At 67.3% G+C, this 21,646-nt stretch carries 19 protein-coding genes and 1 pseudogene; 4 read left to right on the top strand and 16 right to left on the bottom strand.

The features are described from left to right. Window positions 1–318 precede the first annotated feature (318 nt). The 4 genes from AB0A90_RS17390 to AB0A90_RS17375 form a co-directional block, all read right to left on the bottom strand. The gene (locus tag AB0A90_RS17390) at window positions 319–543 is read right to left on the bottom strand and encodes a hypothetical protein (RefSeq protein ID WP_357248316.1); all 225 of its coding nucleotides are present in this window, start codon (window positions 541–543) and stop codon (window positions 319–321) included. Window positions 544–614: 71 nt separating this feature from the next. Further along, a complete protein-coding gene (locus AB0A90_RS17385) occupies window positions 615–1,115 on the bottom strand; it encodes a hypothetical protein (RefSeq protein ID WP_357248314.1) in 501 nt (166 codons plus the stop codon). A gap of 133 nt (window positions 1,116–1,248) precedes the next feature. Next, entirely contained in the window at window positions 1,249–2,463 is a 1,215-nt protein-coding gene (locus AB0A90_RS17380) for a DUF932 domain-containing protein (protein WP_357248311.1), read from the bottom strand. A 95-nt stretch (window positions 2,464–2,558) separates the two neighbouring features. Next, window positions 2,559–3,569, bottom strand: a complete 1,011-nt coding sequence (locus tag AB0A90_RS17375; protein WP_357248308.1) for a hypothetical protein — start codon at window positions 3,567–3,569, stop codon at window positions 2,559–2,561. A gap of 669 nt (window positions 3,570–4,238) precedes the next feature. Here AB0A90_RS17375 and AB0A90_RS17370 point away from each other — a divergent pair. Beyond that, window positions 4,239–4,900: pseudogene (locus tag AB0A90_RS17370) on the top strand (hypothetical protein). A 488-nt stretch (window positions 4,901–5,388) separates the two neighbouring features. Here AB0A90_RS17370 and AB0A90_RS17365 read toward each other — a convergent pair. After that, entirely contained in the window at window positions 5,389–6,111 is a 723-nt protein-coding gene (locus AB0A90_RS17365) for an alpha/beta hydrolase (RefSeq protein ID WP_357248304.1), read from the bottom strand. Between the two features lie 387 nt (window positions 6,112–6,498). On the opposite strand from AB0A90_RS17365, the gene AB0A90_RS17360 reads away from it, so the two are divergent. Together AB0A90_RS17360 and AB0A90_RS17355 are read left to right on the top strand one after the other, a co-directional pair. Then, window positions 6,499–6,945: a hypothetical protein gene (locus tag AB0A90_RS17360; protein ID WP_357248301.1), complete on the top strand. Its 447-nt coding sequence runs from the start codon at window positions 6,499–6,501 to the stop codon at window positions 6,943–6,945. A 73-nt stretch (window positions 6,946–7,018) separates the two neighbouring features. Continuing rightward, on the top strand, window positions 7,019–8,350 hold the full coding sequence (locus tag AB0A90_RS17355) for a pentapeptide repeat-containing protein (protein WP_357248298.1): 1,332 nt from the start codon (window positions 7,019–7,021) through the stop codon (window positions 8,348–8,350). Between the two features lie 28 nt (window positions 8,351–8,378). Here the strand turns inward: AB0A90_RS17355 and AB0A90_RS17350 are convergent, their stop codons facing one another. From AB0A90_RS17350 to AB0A90_RS17335, 4 genes are all read right to left on the bottom strand, one after another. Further along, complete coding sequence (locus tag AB0A90_RS17350) at window positions 8,379–8,762, bottom strand: hypothetical protein (RefSeq protein WP_357248295.1); 384 nt, start codon at window positions 8,760–8,762, stop codon at window positions 8,379–8,381. Window positions 8,763–8,822: 60 nt separating this feature from the next. Next, the gene (locus tag AB0A90_RS17345; RefSeq protein ID WP_357248292.1) at window positions 8,823–9,512 is read right to left on the bottom strand and encodes a winged helix-turn-helix domain-containing protein; all 690 of its coding nucleotides are present in this window, start codon (window positions 9,510–9,512) and stop codon (window positions 8,823–8,825) included. Between the two features lie 1,243 nt (window positions 9,513–10,755). Beyond that, entirely contained in the window at window positions 10,756–11,772 is a 1,017-nt protein-coding gene (locus AB0A90_RS17340; protein ID WP_357248289.1) for a hypothetical protein, read from the bottom strand. Window positions 11,773–11,872: 100 nt separating this feature from the next. Continuing rightward, window positions 11,873–13,648, bottom strand: coding sequence for a ParB N-terminal domain-containing protein (locus AB0A90_RS17335; protein ID WP_357248286.1), 1,776 nt, complete (start codon window positions 13,646–13,648; stop codon window positions 11,873–11,875). A gap of 883 nt (window positions 13,649–14,531) precedes the next feature. Between AB0A90_RS17335 and AB0A90_RS17330 the strand changes: the two genes are divergently transcribed. Then, window positions 14,532–15,095 carry a carbon-nitrogen hydrolase family protein gene (locus AB0A90_RS17330; protein WP_357248282.1) on the top strand — a complete coding sequence of 188 codons (564 nt, stop codon included), beginning with the start codon at window positions 14,532–14,534 and terminating at the stop codon, window positions 15,093–15,095. A 125-nt stretch (window positions 15,096–15,220) separates the two neighbouring features. Here AB0A90_RS17330 and AB0A90_RS17325 read toward each other — a convergent pair whose 3' ends face one another. The 7 genes from AB0A90_RS17325 to AB0A90_RS17295 form a co-directional block, all read right to left on the bottom strand. Continuing rightward, complete coding sequence (locus tag AB0A90_RS17325; RefSeq protein ID WP_357248279.1) at window positions 15,221–15,481, bottom strand: hypothetical protein; 261 nt, start codon at window positions 15,479–15,481, stop codon at window positions 15,221–15,223. A 188-nt stretch (window positions 15,482–15,669) separates the two neighbouring features. Then, window positions 15,670–17,307 carry a GNAT family N-acetyltransferase gene (locus AB0A90_RS17320; protein WP_357248277.1) on the bottom strand — a complete coding sequence of 546 codons (1,638 nt, stop codon included), beginning with the start codon at window positions 17,305–17,307 and terminating at the stop codon, window positions 15,670–15,672. A 95-nt stretch (window positions 17,308–17,402) separates the two neighbouring features. Further along, window positions 17,403–18,272: a carbon-nitrogen hydrolase family protein gene (locus AB0A90_RS17315; protein WP_357248274.1), complete on the bottom strand. Its 870-nt coding sequence runs from the start codon at window positions 18,270–18,272 to the stop codon at window positions 17,403–17,405. 34 nt (window positions 18,273–18,306) lie between these two features. Next, complete coding sequence (locus AB0A90_RS17310; RefSeq protein ID WP_357248271.1) at window positions 18,307–18,876, bottom strand: nucleotidyltransferase family protein; 570 nt, start codon at window positions 18,874–18,876, stop codon at window positions 18,307–18,309. A gap of 42 nt (window positions 18,877–18,918) precedes the next feature. Further along, on the bottom strand, window positions 18,919–19,374 hold the full coding sequence (locus tag AB0A90_RS17305; RefSeq protein WP_357248268.1) for a hypothetical protein: 456 nt from the start codon (window positions 19,372–19,374) through the stop codon (window positions 18,919–18,921). Next, complete coding sequence (locus tag AB0A90_RS17300) at window positions 19,371–20,771, bottom strand: MFS transporter (RefSeq protein WP_357248265.1); 1,401 nt, start codon at window positions 20,769–20,771, stop codon at window positions 19,371–19,373. The genes AB0A90_RS17305 and AB0A90_RS17300 overlap by 4 nt, the downstream gene beginning before the upstream one ends. Further along, window positions 20,762–21,631 carry a phosphotransferase gene (locus AB0A90_RS17295; RefSeq protein ID WP_357248263.1) on the bottom strand — a complete coding sequence of 290 codons (870 nt, stop codon included), beginning with the start codon at window positions 21,629–21,631 and terminating at the stop codon, window positions 20,762–20,764. The genes AB0A90_RS17300 and AB0A90_RS17295 overlap by 10 nt, the downstream gene beginning before the upstream one ends. Window positions 21,632–21,646 lie beyond the last annotated feature (15 nt).

The raw sequence follows: 21,646 nt of genomic DNA, 5'->3' as shown, positions 1-21,646 counted from the left end.
CTGTTACTGCGTGCGGGTGCGGTGGTTGTTAGCTGTGCCAGGCCGATTAGCGGCGAGGCGTTGTGTCGGTGGTGGCGGGTTGGTCGCCGGCGCAGCCGGCGGCCGTGCAGGGTTGGGCAGCGCGGCCGTAGGCCGCTCCTGCAATGCCTTGGCCCTGCACCGGCCTTGAGGCGCGAGGGGGGCGACCGCGCACGCGGGTGGCAGCCAGCCCGGATGGATGACAGGCGCTGCGAGTGCCCCGGCCGTCCGGTGCTTGTGGGAGTCGGGGTCGCCGTGGCGGTAGATCGGGCAGGTGAACGGCGAGAGCTTCGGTGGCGGTCAGGCGGCGCGCTGTGTGTGGATGTCGATGGTGATTCGGTGGCTGGTTTCGGGGCCGCGCTCGACGGTGATCGTGGTGTGTGGTCCGGTGATGGCGACGACGGGCGCGGCCTGGTCGCCGGTGCCGATGACAACGGGTGCGGTTAGGTGCCGGCCGATGAGCGGTAGGGCGTGGGTGAGGTCGTCCAGGACGCCGGAGGTGGGTTGGTATGGCTGGCTGGGCATCGGGTCTCCTGCTGTTCGGGCCGCTGGGCGTTGGGCCGGGGGACACCGGCAACCGCCGGTGTCCCCCGTGGTTAGGCGGCGTCGGGTACGGCGGTGAGGCGGGGCGTCGGGGCGGGCATGGTGCAGGCGCTGCATCGTCCGCCGTCCCAGGTGTGGGCGGCGGGCGGGTCGGCGGCGGGGCAGGGTTGGTGTTGCAACTCGGTCAGGGTGGTGGCTGCGAGGCAGCGCGGGCACCGTCGCCAGGTTGCTGCGGGCGGGCCGGTGACGATTGAGGTGCAGGTGGTGCAGCCGAATCCGGCCTGTCGCAGGGCGTGTCCAATGGCGTCGGCGTGGTCGATGGCGCGCCGTGCTGTGGCGTTGACGCGGCTCCAGTCCTCGCTGGCGCGCAGGCGTTGCCATTCGGCGTCGGTGAGGCTGAGAGGGCTGATCCGGGCCTGCGCTTCGGCGCGGCCGATCAGGTAGCCGGTCCAGCCATAGGCGCGAGCGAAGGCGATGAAGACGTCGCGGGCGTCGGCTTCGGTGAAGGTGCGGGGTAGGCGTACGCCGTGGGGCAGTCCGATGGGTTTCTGCATGGTCCCTCCTGCGCGTGGGGTGCGGCCGTGAGGTGCGGCGCGGCAGCCCGGGTCGGCGTGCTCGATGCGCGCCGACCCGGTCTCGGGCCGCGAGGGGCGGGCGCCGAATGCTCGGTGCCCGCCCCCGGTGGGGTCAGCGGTGGGTGAGGGTGAGCAAGCGGCGGTGCGCCTTGCTCTTCAGCTCGTCGGCGCTGCCCTCCATGACGGCGGTCGCGCGGGCGGCGAGGTTGTTGCCGCGCAGGGATCCGGTGGGCCGGATGGTGGTCTTCCAGTCGGCGAACTCGGTGATGGCGCGCTCGGCGGCGTATGCGGTGCGGCCCAGGCGGGCGGCGTTGGTGTCGTAGAGGTCCGTCAGGAGCTCCACCCGCTTGGCGTGCTTGTTGCGGGTGCGGACGGGCGCGTCCTCGTCGGGGGTGGCCCACAGGTCGCCGATCACCTCGTGGAACTGGTCGATGGCGAGATTGGTGCGGGCGAGGGCTTCCTCTTCGGCGGCGAAACTGTCGAAGTATTCGACCGACAGGCGCAGGGTGCGGCGGGCCTCTTCGATACGGTCGCGGGCGTTGCGGGTGTGGCGCACACCCCAGCGGGTGACGGCGTCACGGACGGCGAATCGTTCGGTGTTGCCGCAGACGGGACGCCACGGGGTGACGACGACCTGGAACAGGCTTGACCCGTCGTGGCTGTTGAGTGCGACGATGAACGGCAGGATCTCGTCTTTGACGCCTTCGGCATCGATGATGACGGCCTGCGGCAGGCGCATGGAGACGAAGACCTTACGGCCCTCGCGCACCGCTCCGGCGGACTCCCACGTCACGGCGTAGTCGTTCACGAGGTCCTGAAGAAACTCGAAGTTCTGACGGTTCTGAAGTACCTCGTAGCGGGCTCCGACCACGCCCAGGGCGGCATTGGTGTCTTCGCGGATGTTGACGAACTGGTCCGGCACGATGCGGGGCTGGTCGGTGGGGTTGGCCTGGTAGAGCACGGGGCGGCGGCTGACGTTGAAGTTGATGCCGCCGAGGGTGAGCACGTCGTCGATGTCGGTCGTGCCGCCGGGGATGACGTTGCCGAGCTGGTGCCACGCGGGCGTGGTGGTGTAGAGCGCGACCTGTCCGGTCGTGACGTCCAGGCCGTGTTCGGGCAGCAACTCGCCCTGGTTCATGACCAGGACTTCGCCGTCGTCCCAGCTATCGGGGTCGGTGACCTGGTAGCGGCCGTTGCCGAGGTTGCGCAGCTTGCCGTCGGCGACCTGGCGGTCGATGCCGGCCTGCTTGTCGGTGGCCCGGTTGATCTGCGCGATGCGCTCGTCGGCGAACTTCTGGTTGACGTCCGGCAGTGCGAGGGTCGTCATGACTGGTGGGTGCCTTTCGTTGTGGGGTTGTTGGTTGTGTGGTTGGGGGCTGCCGTCCCCTCCCTCACATCTATAATCATACAGTATAAGGGCGTTTAGTGCGAGTCGGCATTGGGACGGTGGTAGCGGCTGTTCGCGCTCGCGGGTAGGTCGATCACGAGGGCGGTCGCGTTGTCGGTGCTGCCGGCCTGGCGCGCTGCCCGTATGAGGCGGGTGGCGGCGTTGCGGGGGCTCTCGTGCACGCGCAGAATTCGCGTCATCGCGTCGGGGGAGAGTTGACGGTGCACGCCGTCGCTGCACAGCAGCAGTCGGCCGACCGGGTCGAGGATGCGGACGCTGGCGATGTCGCCCCGTCCGACCGAGGCGCGGACGGTGTTCTCCGCGCGCGGGCCGATCCACTGGGCGGGCATGCCGGTGTCGCGCATGTGCTGCGCTTCGGTGTGGTCGGTGGTGATCTGCGTCAGCGTGGCGGCCTCGTAGGCGTACGCGCGGGCGTCTCCGCACCAGGCGATGTCGAAGCCGCCGCCGTTGGCGGTGTCAATCGGCGCGGCGACGACGGCAAGCGCGTTGCCCTCCTGGCCTGCCGGGGCGTGGTCGTAGTGGCGGTGCCAGATGGTGCGTGCGGTGTGCAGCCCGGCGGCGGCTCCGCCCGTCGCGGCGGCAGCCGCCGCCGACCATGCGGCCGTGTAGGCCGCGGTGGCCGGCTCGTAGTCGTCGCCGATGCCGTCGGTGACGCAGAAACCCTGCCGGCCGGTGCTCGGGTCGCGGTAGACCGCGGCGGCGTCGGCGTGAACCTGGCGGGGGCCCTGGTCGTAGGCGATTGCGGCTGAGTGCAGGAGGTTGTCCGGGTGGCGGCCTGCGGCGTCGGCGCAGTCCACGCACAGGTGCGGCCAGCGGCGTTCGGGAATGTGGAAGAACCATTCAAGCCCGCAGGCGATGCAGCGGGTCATGTTCTTCTGCCAGGTGTCGTCCCATCGGATGTAAGGATCGCGGTCAATGTTGACGTCCATGTGACGTGGCCTTTCCTTCTCGTGTGAGCGCGGGTCGTTTGGAGTGACGCTATAATCATACATTATTAGTCGGGATTTGAGAATGAGGATGGCCAAGGTGCTTTTTGGGCTGGCGGCGGTGCGACGCTGCTGCGCTGGGGCTTCGCACCTACGTCCGACTGTCGTCCCGTCTGCCGTCGACCCAACACCTGTGGAGTAGGTCAGGGGCAGGGTGACAAGGTGGAGCGCCCGACCGGACGAACGACCTTGTCGCCCTGCCCCTGACCTACTCGGCTTGCCTTGGGTCGATGGCGGGCGGGACGACAGTCCCTCCCCGCGTGAACCTGCAACTTTCGGTCGATCACCCGGAGCCCGAGCGCCCCCGCCGGAGGCGCTTGTGGACCGACGCGCCGCTTGTTGTGCGGCGACAGCGCGCTGTTCGGCTCCAGTGGGGGTACGGCGCGCGGCCGATCGGCCCCGGTGGTGGCTGAGGCGCGCGGACCGTGATTCTTCGGAGTCATCCGTCGCCGATTCGAGGTTCATCAGACGCCGCCCGTCGCGACGTATTTACGTAGCTGTCGAGGACCGCCAGGCCGTGCCACCGACGGAGTTTGTCGACGACCGGGGCAGTGTCGATCACGACTTCGGATCGTCGTCGGTGGGCAGGTAGGCCAGGCGCGCCCTGACTTCACCAATGGCTTCGGCCCCGGCGGCGTCCAAATCCAACTGGTACGGCAGGTCGGGTGCTCCACTACCCGACCCGGCCGCACGGCGTCGAGAGGGGGCATCGTGACACTGACCCGCGGCGTCGTGAGCCTGTCGCTGGTGACCGTGTTCGCCGGCCCCCTGCTGGCCGCCGCGCCCGCCCTCGCCGCGCCTCAGCCTGCCGCCGTCGCTCTCGCTGCCCCTCAGCCTGCCGCCGTCGCTCTCGCTGCCCCTCAGCCTGCCGTCGCCGGTCTCGTCGTGCCCGAGCGGGCTGTTGCCGTCGCGGTCGCGCCGCAGCCGGGGGGGCCTCACCGACGCCGGTGGTGGACATCTTCGTCGAGGTGAGCCCCAGCACGGTGCAGCCTGGCTATCTGGTCGGCATCCGGGCGTGTTGTCGGGACAACTCGGTGGGCGCCACCGTGGTCTCCGACGCCTTCGGGGCGGTCGGCGTGCAGCCGCAGGGCGGAGTGCTCACCGCCGCGCCGATGGTGCGCGAGCGCACCCGCCCCGGCAACTACCGGGTCAAGTTGGAGTGCCGGGACGGCGAGACCGCTTCGACCATGCTTCAGGTGGTCAAGAAGATCCCCGTCCAGCCCAGCCGTGGTCCGGCAACCGGCTTCGGTGGGAGCAGCGGCGGGATGACCGGCAAGCTGCTGCTGCCCGGCGGCGCGGCACTGACCATCACCGGGCTGATCCTCGCCGTGATGGCGTTGCGCCGGCCCCGAGCCGTGACGCGTCGCTGAGCCCGCCATGACGATCTTCCGCCCCACGCCGCCGCCGGCCGGTTCACGCCCGCCGTTCGCTGGCCGCCCCGCCTCGCCGCCCGATGACGCTCGGCTGTCCCTGGACGACGGTTGGCCGGGCTCCGACGGCCCGCCGGATGCCCAGCGCCCGCCAAATCGCCAGCGCCCGCCGGATCCCGACCGCCCGCCGGATCCCGACCGCCGGTCGGTGGCCGCGCGTCCGCCGACCGCCGTCGCCCCCCGGCGTAGTCGTCCCTCCGGCCGCGACCCGGACACCCGGTTTCGCTGAACCCGGGTGGATCAAGCGAGGGAGGCGCCGGCGGGTCGGGCCGGCGTCAGCTCAGGAAGGCCAGGAGCTGGCGGGTGGTCTCGTCGGGGGCTTCCTCCGGGATGAAGTGCCCGACCGGGACCGGTTCGCCGCGTACGTCGTCGGCCCATTCCCGCCAGATCGCGAGCGGGTCGTCGTAGAGCTTCGCGACCTGGCCCTCCTAGCTCCAGAGGAACAGCACCGGGCAGGCGATCTTCCGTTTGCCTCGGTCCGCCTCGTCCTGCTGGTAGTCCAGCGTCGCGGCGGCGCGGAACTCCTCGCAGATCGCGTGCACCGTGGCGGGGTCGCTGAACTGTTTGACGTACGCCGCCCGTACCTCGGCCGGGAAGGCGTCCTTCACCTTCGGCCAGGTGTCGAGCATGAAGTCGACGAGCACCGCGGGCACCGCCTTGATGAATTCCTCGGGCACCGGCGCTGGTGCCGCCAGGAAGGACCAGACCCAGTAGGAGAGGCTGAACGTTTTGTCGGCGCGGTTGTAGACGTCGCCGATGGGCACCACGTCCATGACGGCCAGCCGGGTGACCGCGTCCGGTGCGTCCAGCGCGAGACGGTACGCGCAACGCGCCCCACGATCGTGGCCGACGAGTCGGAACTGCTCGTAGCCCAGAGCGCGCATCACCTCGACCTGGTCGCGGGCGATGGCCCGCATGCCGTACGGCTCGTGATCTGCGGTGCTCGGCGGCTTACCGCTGTCGCCCCACCCCCGCAGGTCGGTGGCGACGACTGTGTAGTTCTCGGCGAGCCGTGGCGCGACCTGGTGCCACATGAGATGCGTCTCGGGGATGCCGTGCAGCAGCAGAACGGGCGGCCCGCTTCCGCCGCGACGTCCGTGGATCGTCGCGCCGGGCGTGTCGATGTCGAATTCCTCGAAGCCGTCGAACATGGCCAGAAGCCCCCCGGACCTTGGGACGCGCCCTGAGCGAACGGCGTGGAATGGCAGCTAGGGCGACTGGTGGCCAGCTACCGCTCAGGCCGCCTCAACGCTATCAACGGAGACATCCGGCCCGGTGCGATTCGGCTCTAGGCGGCATCCTCGGCACACGAAGAGACTGTCAAAGCCGCGGGGGGCCTCCCCTTGGCGCACCTCACCGTCCCGGGCGGTCCGTGTCTGCGGGCCGGTGTTGGGCTCGTCCGTGTCCGAGAGGTCGGCGGGGAGGTGGCTAGGGCTGGGGGACGTGCAGCGCGACCTCGAACTCCAGCAGGCTGGCGCCGCTGGAGACCGGGGGGCGGGGCTTGTCGCCGAGGGCGGTGGCGTGGGCGGCGCGTGCGGGTGGGACACGAATACCACCAGCAAGATTATCAACTATTGGGTGTACAGACCATGATCGTTAGCGTCTTGTCCGCCAAGCTGAATGGCAACATCGAAGTAGTGAAGGAGATTGTCAACAACCTAGGCGTTGCCAAGTTCAATCATCGTCGCTTCCCGACAGATACGGCCAGCATTCGTGTCACTGAGTACGGTCTAGCCGACATAACAGAAGGTCTAGACATGGTTCTTTACGAACCACACGTCAACAACAGCGACGAAGGTCTGACGCACTGGGATCGAATCGTCGCCTGCAAAGAGCGCATCGCGCCGGAAGCTGTGCTCACTCCGGAAGAGATACGCCTCAAGTTCGAAACCGTCGGTATCTCGGAGGACTGCTACCCAGCAGACGGGACCGACCCCGTAACCACAATTCTGGGGATGTGCACAATAGCGAGTCTAGGGGAGTAGCGGGTTCTGCCTTCGTCGTACAATGTCCGAACGGGGGAACGCCGATGTTGCGACCGTGCGAGATAATCCAGGGATGCCCGAACGTCCAAGGTGGTATAAGCGGATCAAGCTTGTCGGCTTCCTGTGGAAGAAGTGGTCTGAGCGCAAAGCCAAGCCCGAGAAAATCTCAAAGCCTCGCACCTACAAACCTATCCACCTTGCGACTTTGCTAGTTCTTGCTGTTTTCGCTCTTGCGATAACAGGTGTCGCTGCGTGGTTTATGTGGAATGCCGCTCAGGTTCCGGCGAGATTTACGAACTCGCCGGACCTAGCAGTCCGAGCGGCCCAACTTCGGGTTGACGTTATCCGGAACATTCTCGCCGTTGGTGCCGGTGCTGGCGGCCTCATCGCACTCTTCGTGGCGTTGCGCCGGCAGTACGTGAAAGAACGTGTTGACCACACTGATCAGGAGCACAAGAACCGAACGGCGGAAGATACGAAGCATGATGCGGCGGAACGCCGAGTAACAGAGCTTTATACCAAAGCGGCCGAACAATTGGGCTCTGAAAAAGCACCTGTGCGTATGGCCGCTCTCTACGCCTTGGAGCGTATGGGCCAGGGTAATCCCGAACATAGGCAGACGATCGTCAACCTGATATGCGCCTACCTGCGAATGCCGTTTGAGGTGCCAGCAGGTTGGCCTGAACTTTTGCCTAACGCGGCTTCTGATCAGGTGGAGCGTTATCAAGAACTACAAGTGCGGATGGCCGCCCAAGACATATTAAATCTTCACTTCGAGCACCCCTTCCATTTGCACATCGGGACAGCCGATTATAGACAACCCCCGGATAGCTACTGGGGGGAGTTGAACCTTGACTTGGCCAGGTCTGTCCTTGTGGATCTGTCGCTAGCATATTGTGTCTTCCGAGATCTGAACTTCCGTGGAGCACACTTCGTTGGCTCTTCGACTTTTACGGGACTCGCTACGTCCGGAACAGCAAATTTTGCAGAGGCTACATTCGATGGGTTTTCGGACTTTACTTTTGCACGCCTTAGTGGCTCGTTTAGCGACGCGACATTCTCTGGCGCTGTGCGCTTTGATCGAATCGATGTAAGCTGGTTTCTGACATTTCGCCGTACTGTATTTAAGGCAAGCGCGCAATTCGATCGATTGAGGGGAGAGGTTCCCTACCTGCTAGGTGCTCGGGCCGTTATAGATGGCTTTGATCAACATTCTTGGCCCCATGGGTATCAGCTAGTTCCTAATGCCCACGACGCTGAGATGGGGGATCTTCACTGGATTGGTGACCAGGAGAATGAGGAAGGGGCGAAGGAGCCTCTACCGTCCCCAAGGTACGTAGATATTCTGCCACACGCTCAGGCGCTAACTACTTTCGACCCTGATTTGCCCGAAGGTGTCCGCTGAGGCGAGTGTCTTACTGCCCCCAAGGGGGTTAGGGCTTGATATCTTCGCGGACGTACACGCCTCGACCGGGGACACCGACCACTAATCCCTGAAATTCTAGAACCCTAATACCCTTCTGAACCGTAGTTACCGCAAGCGCCCGGCGCCTCCGATATGCAATCCAACCGATTCCTGCTGAGGCCAGGCTCAACATCGAGACGACGGATAGCAGTGCGATGAAGATCCAGGTGAGGCGAACGACCCAGACGATGAGGTTAGATTCTGCCGCTGCTTCGCTGCTGTCGTCGAGAACATACATCGGGAACACCGCAAAGATGCTGACGAGGACAAGACCGACGACACCGCCGATAACGAGCTTGCGCAGGAGGAGCCGGATGTCCGCAGTGTGGTCAGGATGGTAGATGCGGCGCATCGTTCGAGTATCCCAGGGTTCGCAAGCCCTGCAGCGGCTCTCCGTCGCAGGATGGTCGTGCTACGCCACGGTGATGCCGTCGCTGCCTCGAGTCAGGACGCCCTCGCTACGGAGCTCGGCGATCGCGCGTTGGATGGTGCTCATGCTGACGCCGTACTGGGTGCTCAGCGCGTTCATGGAGGGTAGGCGATGCCCTGAGGTGAAGGTGCCCTCGGAGATGTCCTGCCGGATCGCGGCTACCACGAGGCGGTACTTGGCCGCAGTCGGGCCGGTCTCCTCGGTACGCACACGCGGGCCCGCCCCGGCACTGCGGCCGGGACGGCTGTTGATCCACTTCTCGACCCGCCGGCGCGTCCAAAAGCGGGTGACGCCGCGCGTCCGAGCAGGCTCTTCAAGGTCAGGACGGGGCAAGTACCCGTCCTCGCCGCGCTCCCAGGCTCCTTTGCTCATGTCCACATACTTGGACCAGGGGCCGGCCGTGGCGTCGATGAGTGCACGAAACTCGACGGCGGAGATCATCTCGTCGGGGTTGCCGTCGAGCGTGATCGAATGGACGCGCGCCCGAGCGGCTTCGGCGATGCCTTCGATCGTGGCGGCCAGTTCGTCGAGGGGATACAACAGGACGCCGTCGGGACCTTTGACTGGGGCGGGCCAGCCGGATCCGTCGGCGCGGCGCTGTGGGCTGGTCTGGATCGTGATGGTGTGCTCGCTGCGACCGGTGAACTCGGCTGCGCCGGCGCGGTCGGTCATCCGGCGTCCGTCGACAACCCGAATTCTCACGTCTGTTCCTGCTCGGGTGGGGGGCCAGAGTGTGCGGCGGCCGGGGATATGCACCCGCGGACGGGTGCCAGCAGCACCCCGGCCGCCAACCAACAACCTCGACAACGAGCGAGTGCTCGGCGTGAGATTGGTGCCGAGTGTAACAGCGGTGCACCTCGGCGCTCTCCTGCTGCCGTGGGTGTCCGATGCGGGTGTCATGGCTCTCCTGCTGGGTTGGTGGCGGGGCCGACCACCCCGCCCGTTGGTCCGATTTGATTGCTGCCTGACGATGTTGACGTCGACCCATGAAGGGCGAGTCACCCGGCGGTGGCCTGCCCCTCGTGGTTCCGATGCTGTTGGCGGCGCTGCTCGGTTGCTCCGCCGGTGAGCGCGGGGGATCCCGGCCTCTCGACTGGGCGGTGATCGCTCGGCGTTGAGCGGGAGCGCTGCGGCATGGGCCTGGCCGACCGTCACGACGTGGGACGTTCCGGTCACCGGCCGGCTCGGATCCGATCCGGCCGTCTGTCTATTCGTCAGCCTGGTCGCTGACGGCGATCGGCTGCCCTGCCCGCCCCGAGCGGCTGCGCGGGGCGGGGTGGGTGCCACGTCGGCGAGGTTGCGGCGCCGGCCAGCCGGGCTGGTCGACGTCGCTATAGAAGAGGCCCTCGACGCCAGAGCTCAGCGCCGACTTGCCAGCGGTGATGGTTCGTAGACCCGAGGCGCGCGGGTGGATCCGGCTGACGCAATGTGACCGCCTGCCGGGGACAGCTGCGTGTTTGAAACGGGCAATGGGCCGCGTGGGTCAGGGTCCTTCCGTGGGCGGCCAGGCAGAGGTCGGTAGGCGGGTTCGCCCTGCGCGACGATGTGGCGCTCGGGTTGCTGCCGTTGAGGCGCTAGATCTGGTAAATGTCGTCGCCGCCGTTGTCGACCTCGACGGCGAGTTCGGTCGGCCCGCGCCCCTCGTTCTCGATGTGCACGTACAGCTGGGGGCCGGTCCTTCGGGTTTGCCGGGGTCGCGCGCAGGCGGACTAGGACCGAGATGCCGGCGAACTTCAGGACATACCTGTCGCTGGCGTCGTCGCTGTCCGGATCGCGGTCGAACACGAGCACTTCGGCGTCGCGTGCCGGGAAGGCCTGGGGCATTGGTTGCCTCGCTTGGGATGGTGGGTGCTCGCGGTGGATGATCGGGGGCTTGAACAGGTGATCCGCGAAGCGTTCGCGGGCGAGTTAATGATCATTTATCGGTTGCCGGCTGGTGAGCGGGTGTGATTGAAGCGGGCTGCCGGCGTCGACGAGCTGGGTAAAAGACGATCCGCGATTCCTCGTATCGCAAACCCAGGCTCCGGAAGTAGGCGATGACCAGGTCCAGGCCGGCCTCGCTGCGGCAGGATGACGGGCTGTTGTCGAGGATGATGGTTCGCCGCTCCCCGGGGTCCTGTCCTCTCCACCTGCCGAACCAGGATCGGTCGATGGACAGCAGGCGCGACAGGCCGTGGAACTCGTCCTCGGTCAGGTCGACCCTGATGTACCGCTCGGTGACGGTGCCATCGAGGTGAAGTCGTTCCCACTCCTCGTCACCGCGCCACAACCCGAGTCCATCGAGGTCGATCCCGATGACGGGATGCCCGTCCAGGAGCAAAGTGACGGAGTCCTCGCCGGAGATCGATGAGGCGTGCTCGGCGTGGCCATTGCGCTGCACTACCAGCGAACGCGCGGGTCCGACGCCTGGTTCCAGGGCCGGGTCTGGCATCGGCGGGACGGGCGCGGGTACTGAGGGCCCCATCAGTTCCAGCTCCAACAGTGTCTCCATGCCGACGAGATTGTGGTCGTCCTGGCTGGTGGGGAAGCGCCACGGTGCCGCGTCGTACGCCCCGGTGAGACAGTTCTCGATTTCCTTGATCCCGTGGTGCCAGGCGGGCGCGACGCCCAACGCATGGGCGTCGGGATGGTGGCGGTAGCCGGTGGCCTCGTCGTACCAGAGCAGGGTGTCGTCGGCGTCGCGGACGGCGACGAGAGCGATGACTGCGTCGAAGGTGATCGGCATATGCCCCTTCGACAGCAGGGCGGTGCGCGCGCTGGGTAGGTGCGCGCTGATGAGATGAGCGGCGAGTTCGCGCAAGTCGTGGGCGTATCGGCCCGACGATCGCTCCAGTCGGAGCCGGGCGTCAGCGATGGCCCCGGTCACTGCTTCGTTGGCGTCGGATTGCGGGTGCGTTGAACGAGTGTTGGCGGCCACGATGGTGTTCCTCACGTAAGGTGACGGTCCGCCGCCACGGCGACTGATCAGGCGTGGTGAAGCGTGAGGGCGAGCCGGTGAGGGCGCCCGGACCAGCCGGGCACCCTCACCTTCGTCATGCGGCGGCGCGGTCCTGAGCTGCCGGCTCGATCGACTGATCGTCGGACCTCTGGTGCTGGACGGTCACGTCGGGCAGGGATCGGGCGGGCACCGTCGTCAGGTCGTCCTCAGCCGGGCTTTCCGCCTGCTCGCCATTGGGCACGAGATGCAGGCGCGGCGTGGCGTCATCCTCGTCATCCTCGTCTTCCTCGTCGCCGTCTTCCCCGGCGTCCTCGTCCTCGCCTTCCTTGATGTCGCTGTCGGCCTGATCGGTGGGCTTCGGCGTCAGCAGGTCGCGTAGTTCACTCTCGGCATCCGACAGGCCGTAGCCGGCATCAACGAGCCGGTTGAGCCAGCTCAGTGCCACATCGCGTCGGAAGCGGTACCGGGCCGCGTGGAAGTCGCTCAGGTTGCCCTCGTTGGCGGCGACCCAGCGACCGACCAAGAGGCGGATCAGTCGTGCCTCGCCCGCGTCGTTGACGTCGATCTTGTCCGGATCGATACCGACCAGCCCAGTCAGCAGCTCGTGATCGTCCCGCGCCCCGTTGATCAGCGTCGGATTCGTCAACGCAGCGCGAAGAGCGTAGACGTACAGCGCCTTGGCGGCCTTGGCGTTGCCGTACGTCTCGACCACGAACCTGCGGCGCAGTTCACCTGCGGTCTGCAACGCCACGAGGAAGGCCGTGGCCTTGGCAGCCTCGCTCTCCTTTCGTGCCACGTCGGCGGGGGAGACGTACGTGTTGTACACGCCGCTCCGCTGGAAACCGTGCGCGTCGGGGTTGAGGCAGATCACCACAACCGCAGCATCGTGCCCGGAGGTGTCGATGAACGCGGCGAAGCCGGGCTTGTTGCGAACCTCGGTGTCCTTCAATGATTCGCCCTCGGGGCCGCGCAGGTCCTTGATGGCTGCCTCGCGGCTGCTGTGCGGGAAGCCCTTCGGCTTGCCGACGACAACGACGCCGGCCTTGTCCAGCTCCGCGCGCAGCGTCTTGGCGATTTCTGCGACCCGACGCTTGCGCTTCTCGTTGGCGATCTGGTGACGCAGTCCCCACGCGCTGCCGCTCTTCTTGAGGATCCGATCGAGCGCGGCCTTGTCACCATCGAACGCGGCAATCTCTGCGGCATCTTCCAGCGTCAGGTCGCCGTTGTCGACCGCGCTCTGGATCTGCGCTCCCTGCTTAGCGAGCGTCAGTGATCCTTCGACGAGAGCCTTCTTTCGTCCGGTCCGCTTCACGATCTGCTCGGTGGTCCACCCTTCCAGGGTGAGCTGCTTGAAGCCGTCAGCCTCTTCACTGGCCGTAAGCGCCTTACGGTGCAGGTTCTCCTGCAACATCGAGGCGATCTGCTCGGCGGTCAGCCCGGCCATCGCGTCGTGCACCAGCACCGGCACTTCCATCGCCATGGGCGAACCCAGCTCGATGGCTTCGATGGCGGCGGCCCGACGACGCTGCCCCTGCGTGATGTAGATGATGCCGTCCCCGCCCGGAACCCCGAGCAACGCCTGAAGGACGCCGCTCTCTGCGATGCCATCGCGCAACTCGGTCAGGTCGCCCAGATCCTTGCGGATCTGGTGGGTAGGAATCCGCAGCTCCCGAGGGTCAGCCCACACCAGGTGCGGGCGAACAGGACGCTCCGGGTCGTCCGTCTGGGAACTGCCCGACTCGGGGCTGTCCTCGGTCTGCGTGCTGCCCTGGGAATCGGAGCTTCCCTCCGGCTCAGGGCGGTCCAGGATGCCGATCGCCTGATCCAGGCCGAGCGCTTCCGGCCGCACCAGTTCGGTCTTGGTCTCCATCTTGACGTGTCTCCCTCGTGGTGAGCTTGTTGGCCACAAACCCCGGGCTGCTGTCCGGTGCCTGTGCTCTAATCATACAGTACCAAAGGGAGGGTCGCAAGCATTTACCTTCGCGTACTGTCGCTCTCCGAGTGCCCGTGGCGAGAGGCAGGATTTTCAGTAGGACGTCGGGTCCTGACGGCCGTAACGCTTGCTCTGGCCTGCTCGTCGCGTTGGGCCTGCACTGTCGCTTGCCAGCCGAGGGGTTTTGTTCCCGCTTGATATCCCAACCGGGTCGCCGTCGAACTTTGTCCTTCATGAGCCGCTGAGGCGGCAGTGAAGTCGGGTTTGGAGTACCGTCAACGGGACGGCGCTGCTCGTTCCCCCGTGCGAGCAGCGCTGCTCTCTGCCCGGCTGCGGGCTCGGGGCGGGCTTCTCAACGCGATGGCTGCGCAATCGTCGCCGCCGATCCATTGTGTCGTGAGGCAACTGGGCTATCGGCCTGCCGAGCCAGCCAATGGATGAGGCTCGCTAACTCTCACCCCTCGGCTGGGCGAGGAGGTACAGCGCTGTCGTCGAGCCAACGGTCACACCCAGCAGCAGTGCACGGACGGCGTAGGCGCGTCCAATGAGTTCGAGTGAGCGTCGCGGGTGCGGTACTGCTTGACGGTGGCGTCACCGTCGATGCGAGCTGCGACGACGTCCTCGGTCCTCGGCGGCGCGAGCCTCCGGCCATCTGGTCCAGGTCATCCTCGAAGAGTCTGTGTACACGTCCGGCGTGAGGGCCACCGATAGCGTGCCCGAGCATCCGCAGCATCCTCGTCATGTTGGCGTCAGGACCGGGGCGAACCACCGGCTACCACTTGACGCGTACCCGAGGCTGTAGGCGCACCCTTTACCCTCGGTGCCCCACCCATTAAGTCGCCCTGCGATCGTATTCCGCCAGGGCAGCCGGCGACATCACCGCGCGGCCCTACTCGTGGGACAAGACGCCGCCCGTTGCCATGCCCTTGTCCTCGGTGTCATCGAACGACGGGCGGGCCAGTACTTCAACTCAGCGGTCGTCGTGGCCGGCGGTGCGCTCCTCGGCGTCTACCGCAAAACCCACCTCATGCCGGGAGAATCGCTCTTTACTCCAGGTCAGGACTACCCAACCTTCGAGGTTAATGGCGTGCGGTTCGGCATCAACATCTGCTCTGACACACGGGTACCTGCTGCGGCCGCGGCGGTGGCGGCGCAGGGCGCGCAACTGCTCCTCGTCCCAGCGCAGAACATGATGCGCCGCGCCTCCGCCCTGCGGTGGAAGGACCGGCACGCCCCGATCCGCGCCGCCCGGGCCCGGGAGAGCGGCATGTGGCTGGTGTCAGCTGACGTCATCGGTGAGCGTGGCGCGGACCGGATCGGCTACGGGCCGACGAACATCATCAGCCCGCAGGGCGAGGTCGTAGCGCAGGTCGCGCGGCGATGACGCCGGGCATGGCGACCGCCGACATCGGACGCTGTGAGCCGCCGGGTCAGGCCACGTGTGGGCGACGCTGTCGCTGACGCCGGTTAGAGCCCGAGGCGATCCCCGGGCGAACGCAGGTGCCCTAGTTAGGTGATCCGCCATCCGCTGCTCCAGCAGGGGAACTTCGTCGTGAAGACGTCGACGTCGAGGTTCAGGGTGTGGGCGGCGGGTGCGAACAGCGCCGCGTACTCGGCGTCGGGGGAGAAGAGGGTCCAACGGTGCCTTCGGGCGTCGAGCACGAAAAGCAGACCCCAATGGGCAGTGTCGCTGGCGGCTAGTTCCATCAGTTGCTTCCGCAGGCTGGCGGGAACGTGGGCGTGGTCGAATCGACCATAACCGACGATCATCAGCGGGAACTGAGGTCGGCCACGGTACAAGCCGCGTAAGTTCGGCACCACTGTCACTCCCAGTACGCTCGTGGCTGCGCGAATCGTCCACGCGGCGCGAATAGTCGATGCGACGATGCCCGATCCGCGTCCCATAGCCGCCAACCGAGCGGTGAAGGCATTCCGCAGTCGTGGACTACCGTCATTCCCTACGGCAAGCGGGGGACCGGGACTTGGTCGAGCCGGACGGGCCCCCCGGGCAGATGAATCAGCACATCGCTGGTGGTTTCGTCGACGCCGATCGGAGCGTCGCCGATGGCATCGAGCAGCGCCGTTAGGCGGGGGAAGGCGGTGGTCTGCCGGATGCGATCGGCGGCTCCTGCATCGCGGAACGCCTGTACGGCCATCGCGGCTAGGTTGACGGCGCCGCGCCGATACTGGACGTCGTTTCGGGCCAGCAGCGGCCCGCTCAGCAGCCTATCCCGATGCTCGGGCCGGACCGGCTGGTACTCGATGAGCAGGTCAGCGCGTTGGACGGCGAAGCTGGTCTCGCCGTCACGCAGCGCCTGCCGGTTCGGCTCAGGGAGCCGCCCGATGACCGGACCTTGTCGCAGTGCCCGGACCTCCGGTACCTGCTCGATGGTCGGATCCACCAGTCTGTCGTGTTCGGGCAGTAGCAGGATGGTGTGCCCGACCAGGGTGGTGTCGTCGTACCAGCTCGGCTCGTCGGTCGCGTACCGGGTACGACCGCCGTCCGGGTCGTGGATCACCACACCGACCGGCAGGATTTCGGCGGCAATCCCGAACTGTTGGTAGGCGTACCGCAGCTGCGTACACGCGTCGATGCACGCGTTGGCGCGCTGCCCCTCGGCCATCTTGATCCAGAGCAGGGGCAGGAACTGGATGGCGAGCAACTCGCCAGAGCCCTGCGTCAGCAGTGCCGGCAGGTGATCGTCATGCAGGGTCAGGGTGCCCGGGTCGAACGGCGTCCTGCTGCTGTGTCGTGGTGCTGGCACCCGACCGGGCCGCCGATTCGCGCTGGTCTTCTGATGCCGGACGAACGTGCGTTCACCCGGGTCGGGGCGGATCTCGGCGTGAACCCCGAGGACCACCCACGGGTCGAACCCGCTGTCACGCTCCAGCACGTCGAAGCCGTGGCTGCGGTAGAACCGCTCCAGCTCCGGGCTGTCGGCCATCTGCCCATACGTGATCATGTAGCCGCAGTGGGCGTAAATCTGCTGGCAGCGGTGTAGCAACGCACTGCCGATCCCGCGACCGCGCATCGTTTCGTCGACCGCGATCGCCTTGATCCGCACCATCCACATCACTCCGGCCATCACCAGCTGGAACAGCTGCTGACTGCCCAACCCTGCCTGCCGTTGATGCTCGACCAGCTGCTGGAGCACACCACCCGGCGGGTATGCGACCACCGCTCCGACAACGCCGCGCTGGTCGTGCTCGGCCACCAGCACCAGCGTCGCCGGCGGCAACAGCCTCCTCGGATCCATGGCCTGCGGGCCGGTGAACTTCTCGGCCATGTATCGCATGAACATGTCCGGACCGCCGTCCAAGCCGGCCCGCAACGCCGCCCCGCCGATACCGGCGTCCACGTCGTCGGCGACCTCGTCCTCGAGACGGACACCGGCCAGCGCGGTGAGCCGACGCACTGCGGCCATATCCGCGCCGCGGGCCAGCCGCACTCGCACCTGCTCGGTCACCGGCCAGCCGTCGACCAGGCGCTGCCCGGTCAGGTCGGTGACCCTGTCCGCCGAGGCGGACAGTCGTGTTGCTGGAATCGGCCGGCGAATCGGTTCCCTGCGCCGAGATCGGCTGCTGCGCTTGACCACGAGCAAGCTCCCTCCACCACAACAAACTGCCAGGAGTGACCGTACCGTCGCTGTACGACATTGTTCGATGGGTGGCGCCTGGTTCGGCGCCACTGTCACCTCTCGGTGCGGTTGTGGCTGCGCGGATCGTCCACGCGCCGCTGTCGGTAGATGGCGCCGTCGCGGGCGGTGACGCGCCAGGGGCGGGCGTGGTGTACGGCGATGCGCAATTCTTGGGCGTCACGGTCGAGCGTGGCGCAGACCATGTCGGCTGTGCCGTCGGGTGCGCAGCGGGCGAGCCAGCCGCCGTGCGGGCCGATAATTCCGGCGGGCATGGCGGTGCTGCATTGCGCGGGCACCGAGACGCTCATCCACTGGCTCATGGTGGCGGCGTGGCCCTGGGCGATCACGGCGAACATCGGGTCTTCGGAGAAGGTGGAGAACAGGACGCAGTCCACGCCCCTGTGCAGGTAGTCGAGGAACAGCTCCGGGAAGTTGATCTCGATGCAGAGTGCCAGGCCCAGCTTGAATCCCGCGATGTCGAGAACGGTTGGTGTGAAGCCGGGGGTGTAGAAGGTGGTGATCTCGGTGTGGGAGAGGTAGCGCTTGTCGTAGCGGTCGACAATGCGTCCCTGGTCGGAGATCACGTACAGGCTGTTGTGCGGACGGTGCTCGCCGCTGAGTCGGTGGTTGCTGCCTAGGACCACCCACAGGCCGAGTTCGCCCGCGAGCGCGGCCGTCGTTTCCAGTTCTCGCCGTAGCGTTGTCCAGTCGACGTTCCAGCCGGCGAAGTGATCCTTGGCCTGCCCGGCGTAGCCGGAGAGGGCGCCTTCGGGGAACTGCACCAGGTGGGCACCTTGCTGATGCGCGCGGCGCATGAGCGTACGGATTGCGGTGCCGTTGAGCGTGGCGTCGCAGGTGACCGGCGGTTGGGCGGCAGCGATCGTGAGAGTGGACGGGTTGTCCGTTCGGAGGGCGGCGGGCATTCGGAGTGAGCCTCCTGGCGTTGATCGTGGGTGGTCAGGTGAGGACTCGGACTTGGGGCCAGCGGTGGGCGGGGCGTTGCCGCGCCAGTCGTTGCGCGGATACGACCTGGCTGACTCGAGTCGGGTTGCGTTGCCAGATGCCGTCGAGAAGGTGATCGAGTCCGTGGGGTGCGCAGACAGCGATGTGCCCGTCGGCGTCGAGACGGATCGCGACGGCGGTGGCGTATTCGGGCCAGGTCGCGACCGCGTCGGCGATGCTCCGTAGCGCGGGGACGGGGTCGCCTCCGAATCGGGCGGGGTACCAGGTGTGCACGGCGGCCTGGTTCTTCGCCTCCCACGGCGGTCCCGGCCACATCGTCGCCAGACGGCCGGTGGCGTGCTCGTCGTTGGCCCGGGTCAGGTCGGTGGGGTCGAAGAATGCCACGTCGATGTCCCGGACTTGGGAGAAGTCGAATCCGTGCCCGTAGCGTTGGTCCCACACCAGGTCCCTGAGGACACCAGCGCCGATCCAGGCGTCCGGTAGGCCCGAGTCCCGCACGGTGCGCAGCGCCCGCATCAGCGGCTGGCTCCCGCCGACCAGGCCGCGTAACTCGTCATCGCGCATGCCCTCTTCACCTCCGACAGGTCCGGGTTGATCGAGGTCGGGTCAGCTGCGTGGGTGCGGCACCCAGCTGGCCGTGGGCAGTCGTGGCTGCGTGCTGGCTTGGATGTCTCCAGGCAGCTGCGCGGCGTCTGGGTGCGGTGGCGCGGTGTTGGTGTGCTGCTGGTGAAGGCGGTGTGCGAGGTAGTCGCTCAGCGAGGTTGCGTGTGGCACGTCCGGGTCGGTGGTGGCGCCGGAGGGGGTGTAGTGGGTGTGCCGTAGTGGGGCCACGAACTCGGGCAGGGGCGCGCCGGCTTGCAGAGCGGTCGTGATCGCCGTGGACAGCGCTTCGGTTAAGCCGGCCAGGGTGGAGCCGTGTTTGCCGACGCGCAGGTCGACGTGGGTGAGCTGACCGGATGACGTGGCCGTGGTGAGGCGTCCCGTGGTGCCGTCCAGCACGAAGTCGGTCGTGGTGCCGGTGTAGCGGCGGGGTGCTCGCCGCTGCGGGTTGTCATCGCTCATTCTGCGTTCTCCCTGGGTGTGGTGGCGGTGGCCGTGACGGCGGTAGGCAGGTCGGTGCTCGCGCTACCGGAACGACGTGCCGGTAGGCGACGTCCGCTGGGCGGGTTGGCGTCGGCGGTCATGGGCGGGCTGTTCGGGGTTGTCTTCCACGGCAGGAACGCGGCGCTGGTGAGGGTGAGGGCGGCGGTTGTTGTGAGGGCGGTGCGGGGGCTGGTGGCGGCGGCGAGGATGCCGGCGGCGGCGATGACGATGGGTTGGGTGAGTTTGCTGGTGATGGACCAGGCGGTCAGGACGCGGGACAGGCAGTGCTCGCTGGTGTGGTTCATGCGGTAGGCGGCGAAGGTGGGATTGAACGTTCCCGCCGTGAACAGCAGGAGTGTGTCGGCGAGGGTGATGATGATCAGGCCTGGTGTGCCGGGCGGTGCGAGGGGGATGAATCCCATCCAGAGGGTGCGGGCGACGCCGGTGGTGAGCAGAACCGTGCGCAGGCCGTATCGGGTGGTGAGGGGGCCGGCGGTGAGGGAGCCGAGGATGCCGCCGAGGCAGGGGAGTCCGAGGGCCAGGCCGTACTGCCAGGGCGCGAGGTGTAGGTCGCGGAGCATGAACACCGCGATGATGGGCGTGCTGGCCGTGATGGCGCCGCCGAAGATGATGGCGTTGACGAACAGGGCTCGCAGGCCAGCGTGGTGAAGGATGTGCCGCCATCCTTCGATGGCTTCCCGGCCCCGGCTCGGGGCGGGTTGCCGCGTTGGTGGCGGCGGTTCGGGGCTGCGGAGGCGGCGGATCCCGAGCGCGGACATCAGGAAGCTCGCGGCGTCGACGGTGATGGACGCGGTAGCGCCGAGCCAGGACACGAGGACACCGCCGATGGGTGAGCCGAGGCTGTTCGCGGTCCACTGGGAGGTCTCGAATCGGCTGTTGGCGGTGACACGTTGATCGACGGTGACCAGGTGTTTCAGGTGTGCGCCGCTGGCGGCGCTGAACACGATGGTGCCGGCGGTCTGCACGACGGCGACGACGCACAGCTGCTCGTACGTCAGGGCGCCGATCGCGGCGGCGACGGGGACGCTGGTCAGGGCCGCGCAGCGCAGCAGGTCGGCGCCGATCATCACAGGCCGTTTGCGCCGGAACTCCACCCAGGGACCCAGGGGTAGGACGATGGCTGCCGAGGCGAGGCCGGAGATCACCGCGAGCAGGGAGATCTGCAGAGCCGTTGAGTCCAGCAGCAGGATCGCGACCAGCGGCAGCGCGCCTGCCCCGACGGCGGATCCCAGGTGGCTGACCGAGTAGGCGCCCCACAGTCGGTGGAAGTCACGGCTCAGCGGGGGAGGTGCCGGTGAGCCGCCCGCGGGGCCGCGGTGGGCCCGCGTGCTGGCGGGCGTCCGGTTCAAGCCCATCGCATCAGCGCTTGAACGTCGTGGCGTGCCTGGTTCTGTAGCTGTCGCAGGTGGGCGAGTCGGGACGTGGTCGGGTCGCCTGCTGGCAGCGCGGTGTGCAGGCGGATCTCTCGGCAGGTCAGCAGGAGCAGGTTGACGGAGCAGGCCGTCGTGATGTCGGCGGTTCGGACGCGTTCGGCGATCGCGGCGGTGAGGGTCGGGCTGGCCGCGGCGCCGACGATGTGCAGCAGCGCGAGGTCGTAGCTGGGTAGGTAGCTGCCGGTGTGCTCAAAGTCGATGAGGGCGCAGTGCCCGTGGTCGAGGAGCAGGTTCGCGGGTAGGGGGTCGCCGTGTGCGGTGACCCGATGCGGGCCGAGTTGGTCGACGAGGGTGTGCAGGGCGTACTGGTCGGCGTCGTCGAGGAGCCCGGCGGCGTGTTCGGCGTCGATCCGGCCGTGGTAGTCGACAGGCTGCGGTAGTGGCGGTGCTGGCGTCCAGGCGGCGAGGGTGTTGAGGGTGTCCAGGATCAGCTGTGCGGTGGCCGGGCTGACGTCGCGAGTGAGGTGGCGTTGGTCGTCCAGGCGCTGTCCAGGTAGCTGCGTCAGGACGGTCAGGCGGGCATCGGCGTACAGGACCCGCGGCACGCGCACGGGGGGCGGCTGATCGGTGAACAGCTCGTACATGCGCAGTTCGTGCTGGCGTCGGCCTACCCAGTACGGGTCGTCGGTGGTCAACAGCTTCACGATCACCGGTTGGCCGTTGCGGCGGCCGGTGGCGACGACGGCCTTGTCGGTGCGGTGCACAACCCGGCCGGTGCCCACCCGTGCGGCAGCGGCACGGGCGATCAGCGCCGCGTACACGTCATCCGTCCCGTCCGCCACGAGACCGGCACTGCC

Source organism: Micromonospora sp. NPDC049204 (assembly GCF_040647935.1).
GTDB lineage: Bacteria > Actinomycetota > Actinomycetes > Mycobacteriales > Micromonosporaceae > Micromonospora.
The sequence above is the reverse complement of the archived record's forward strand: the minus strand, read 5'-3'. Positions and strand labels throughout refer to the sequence as shown.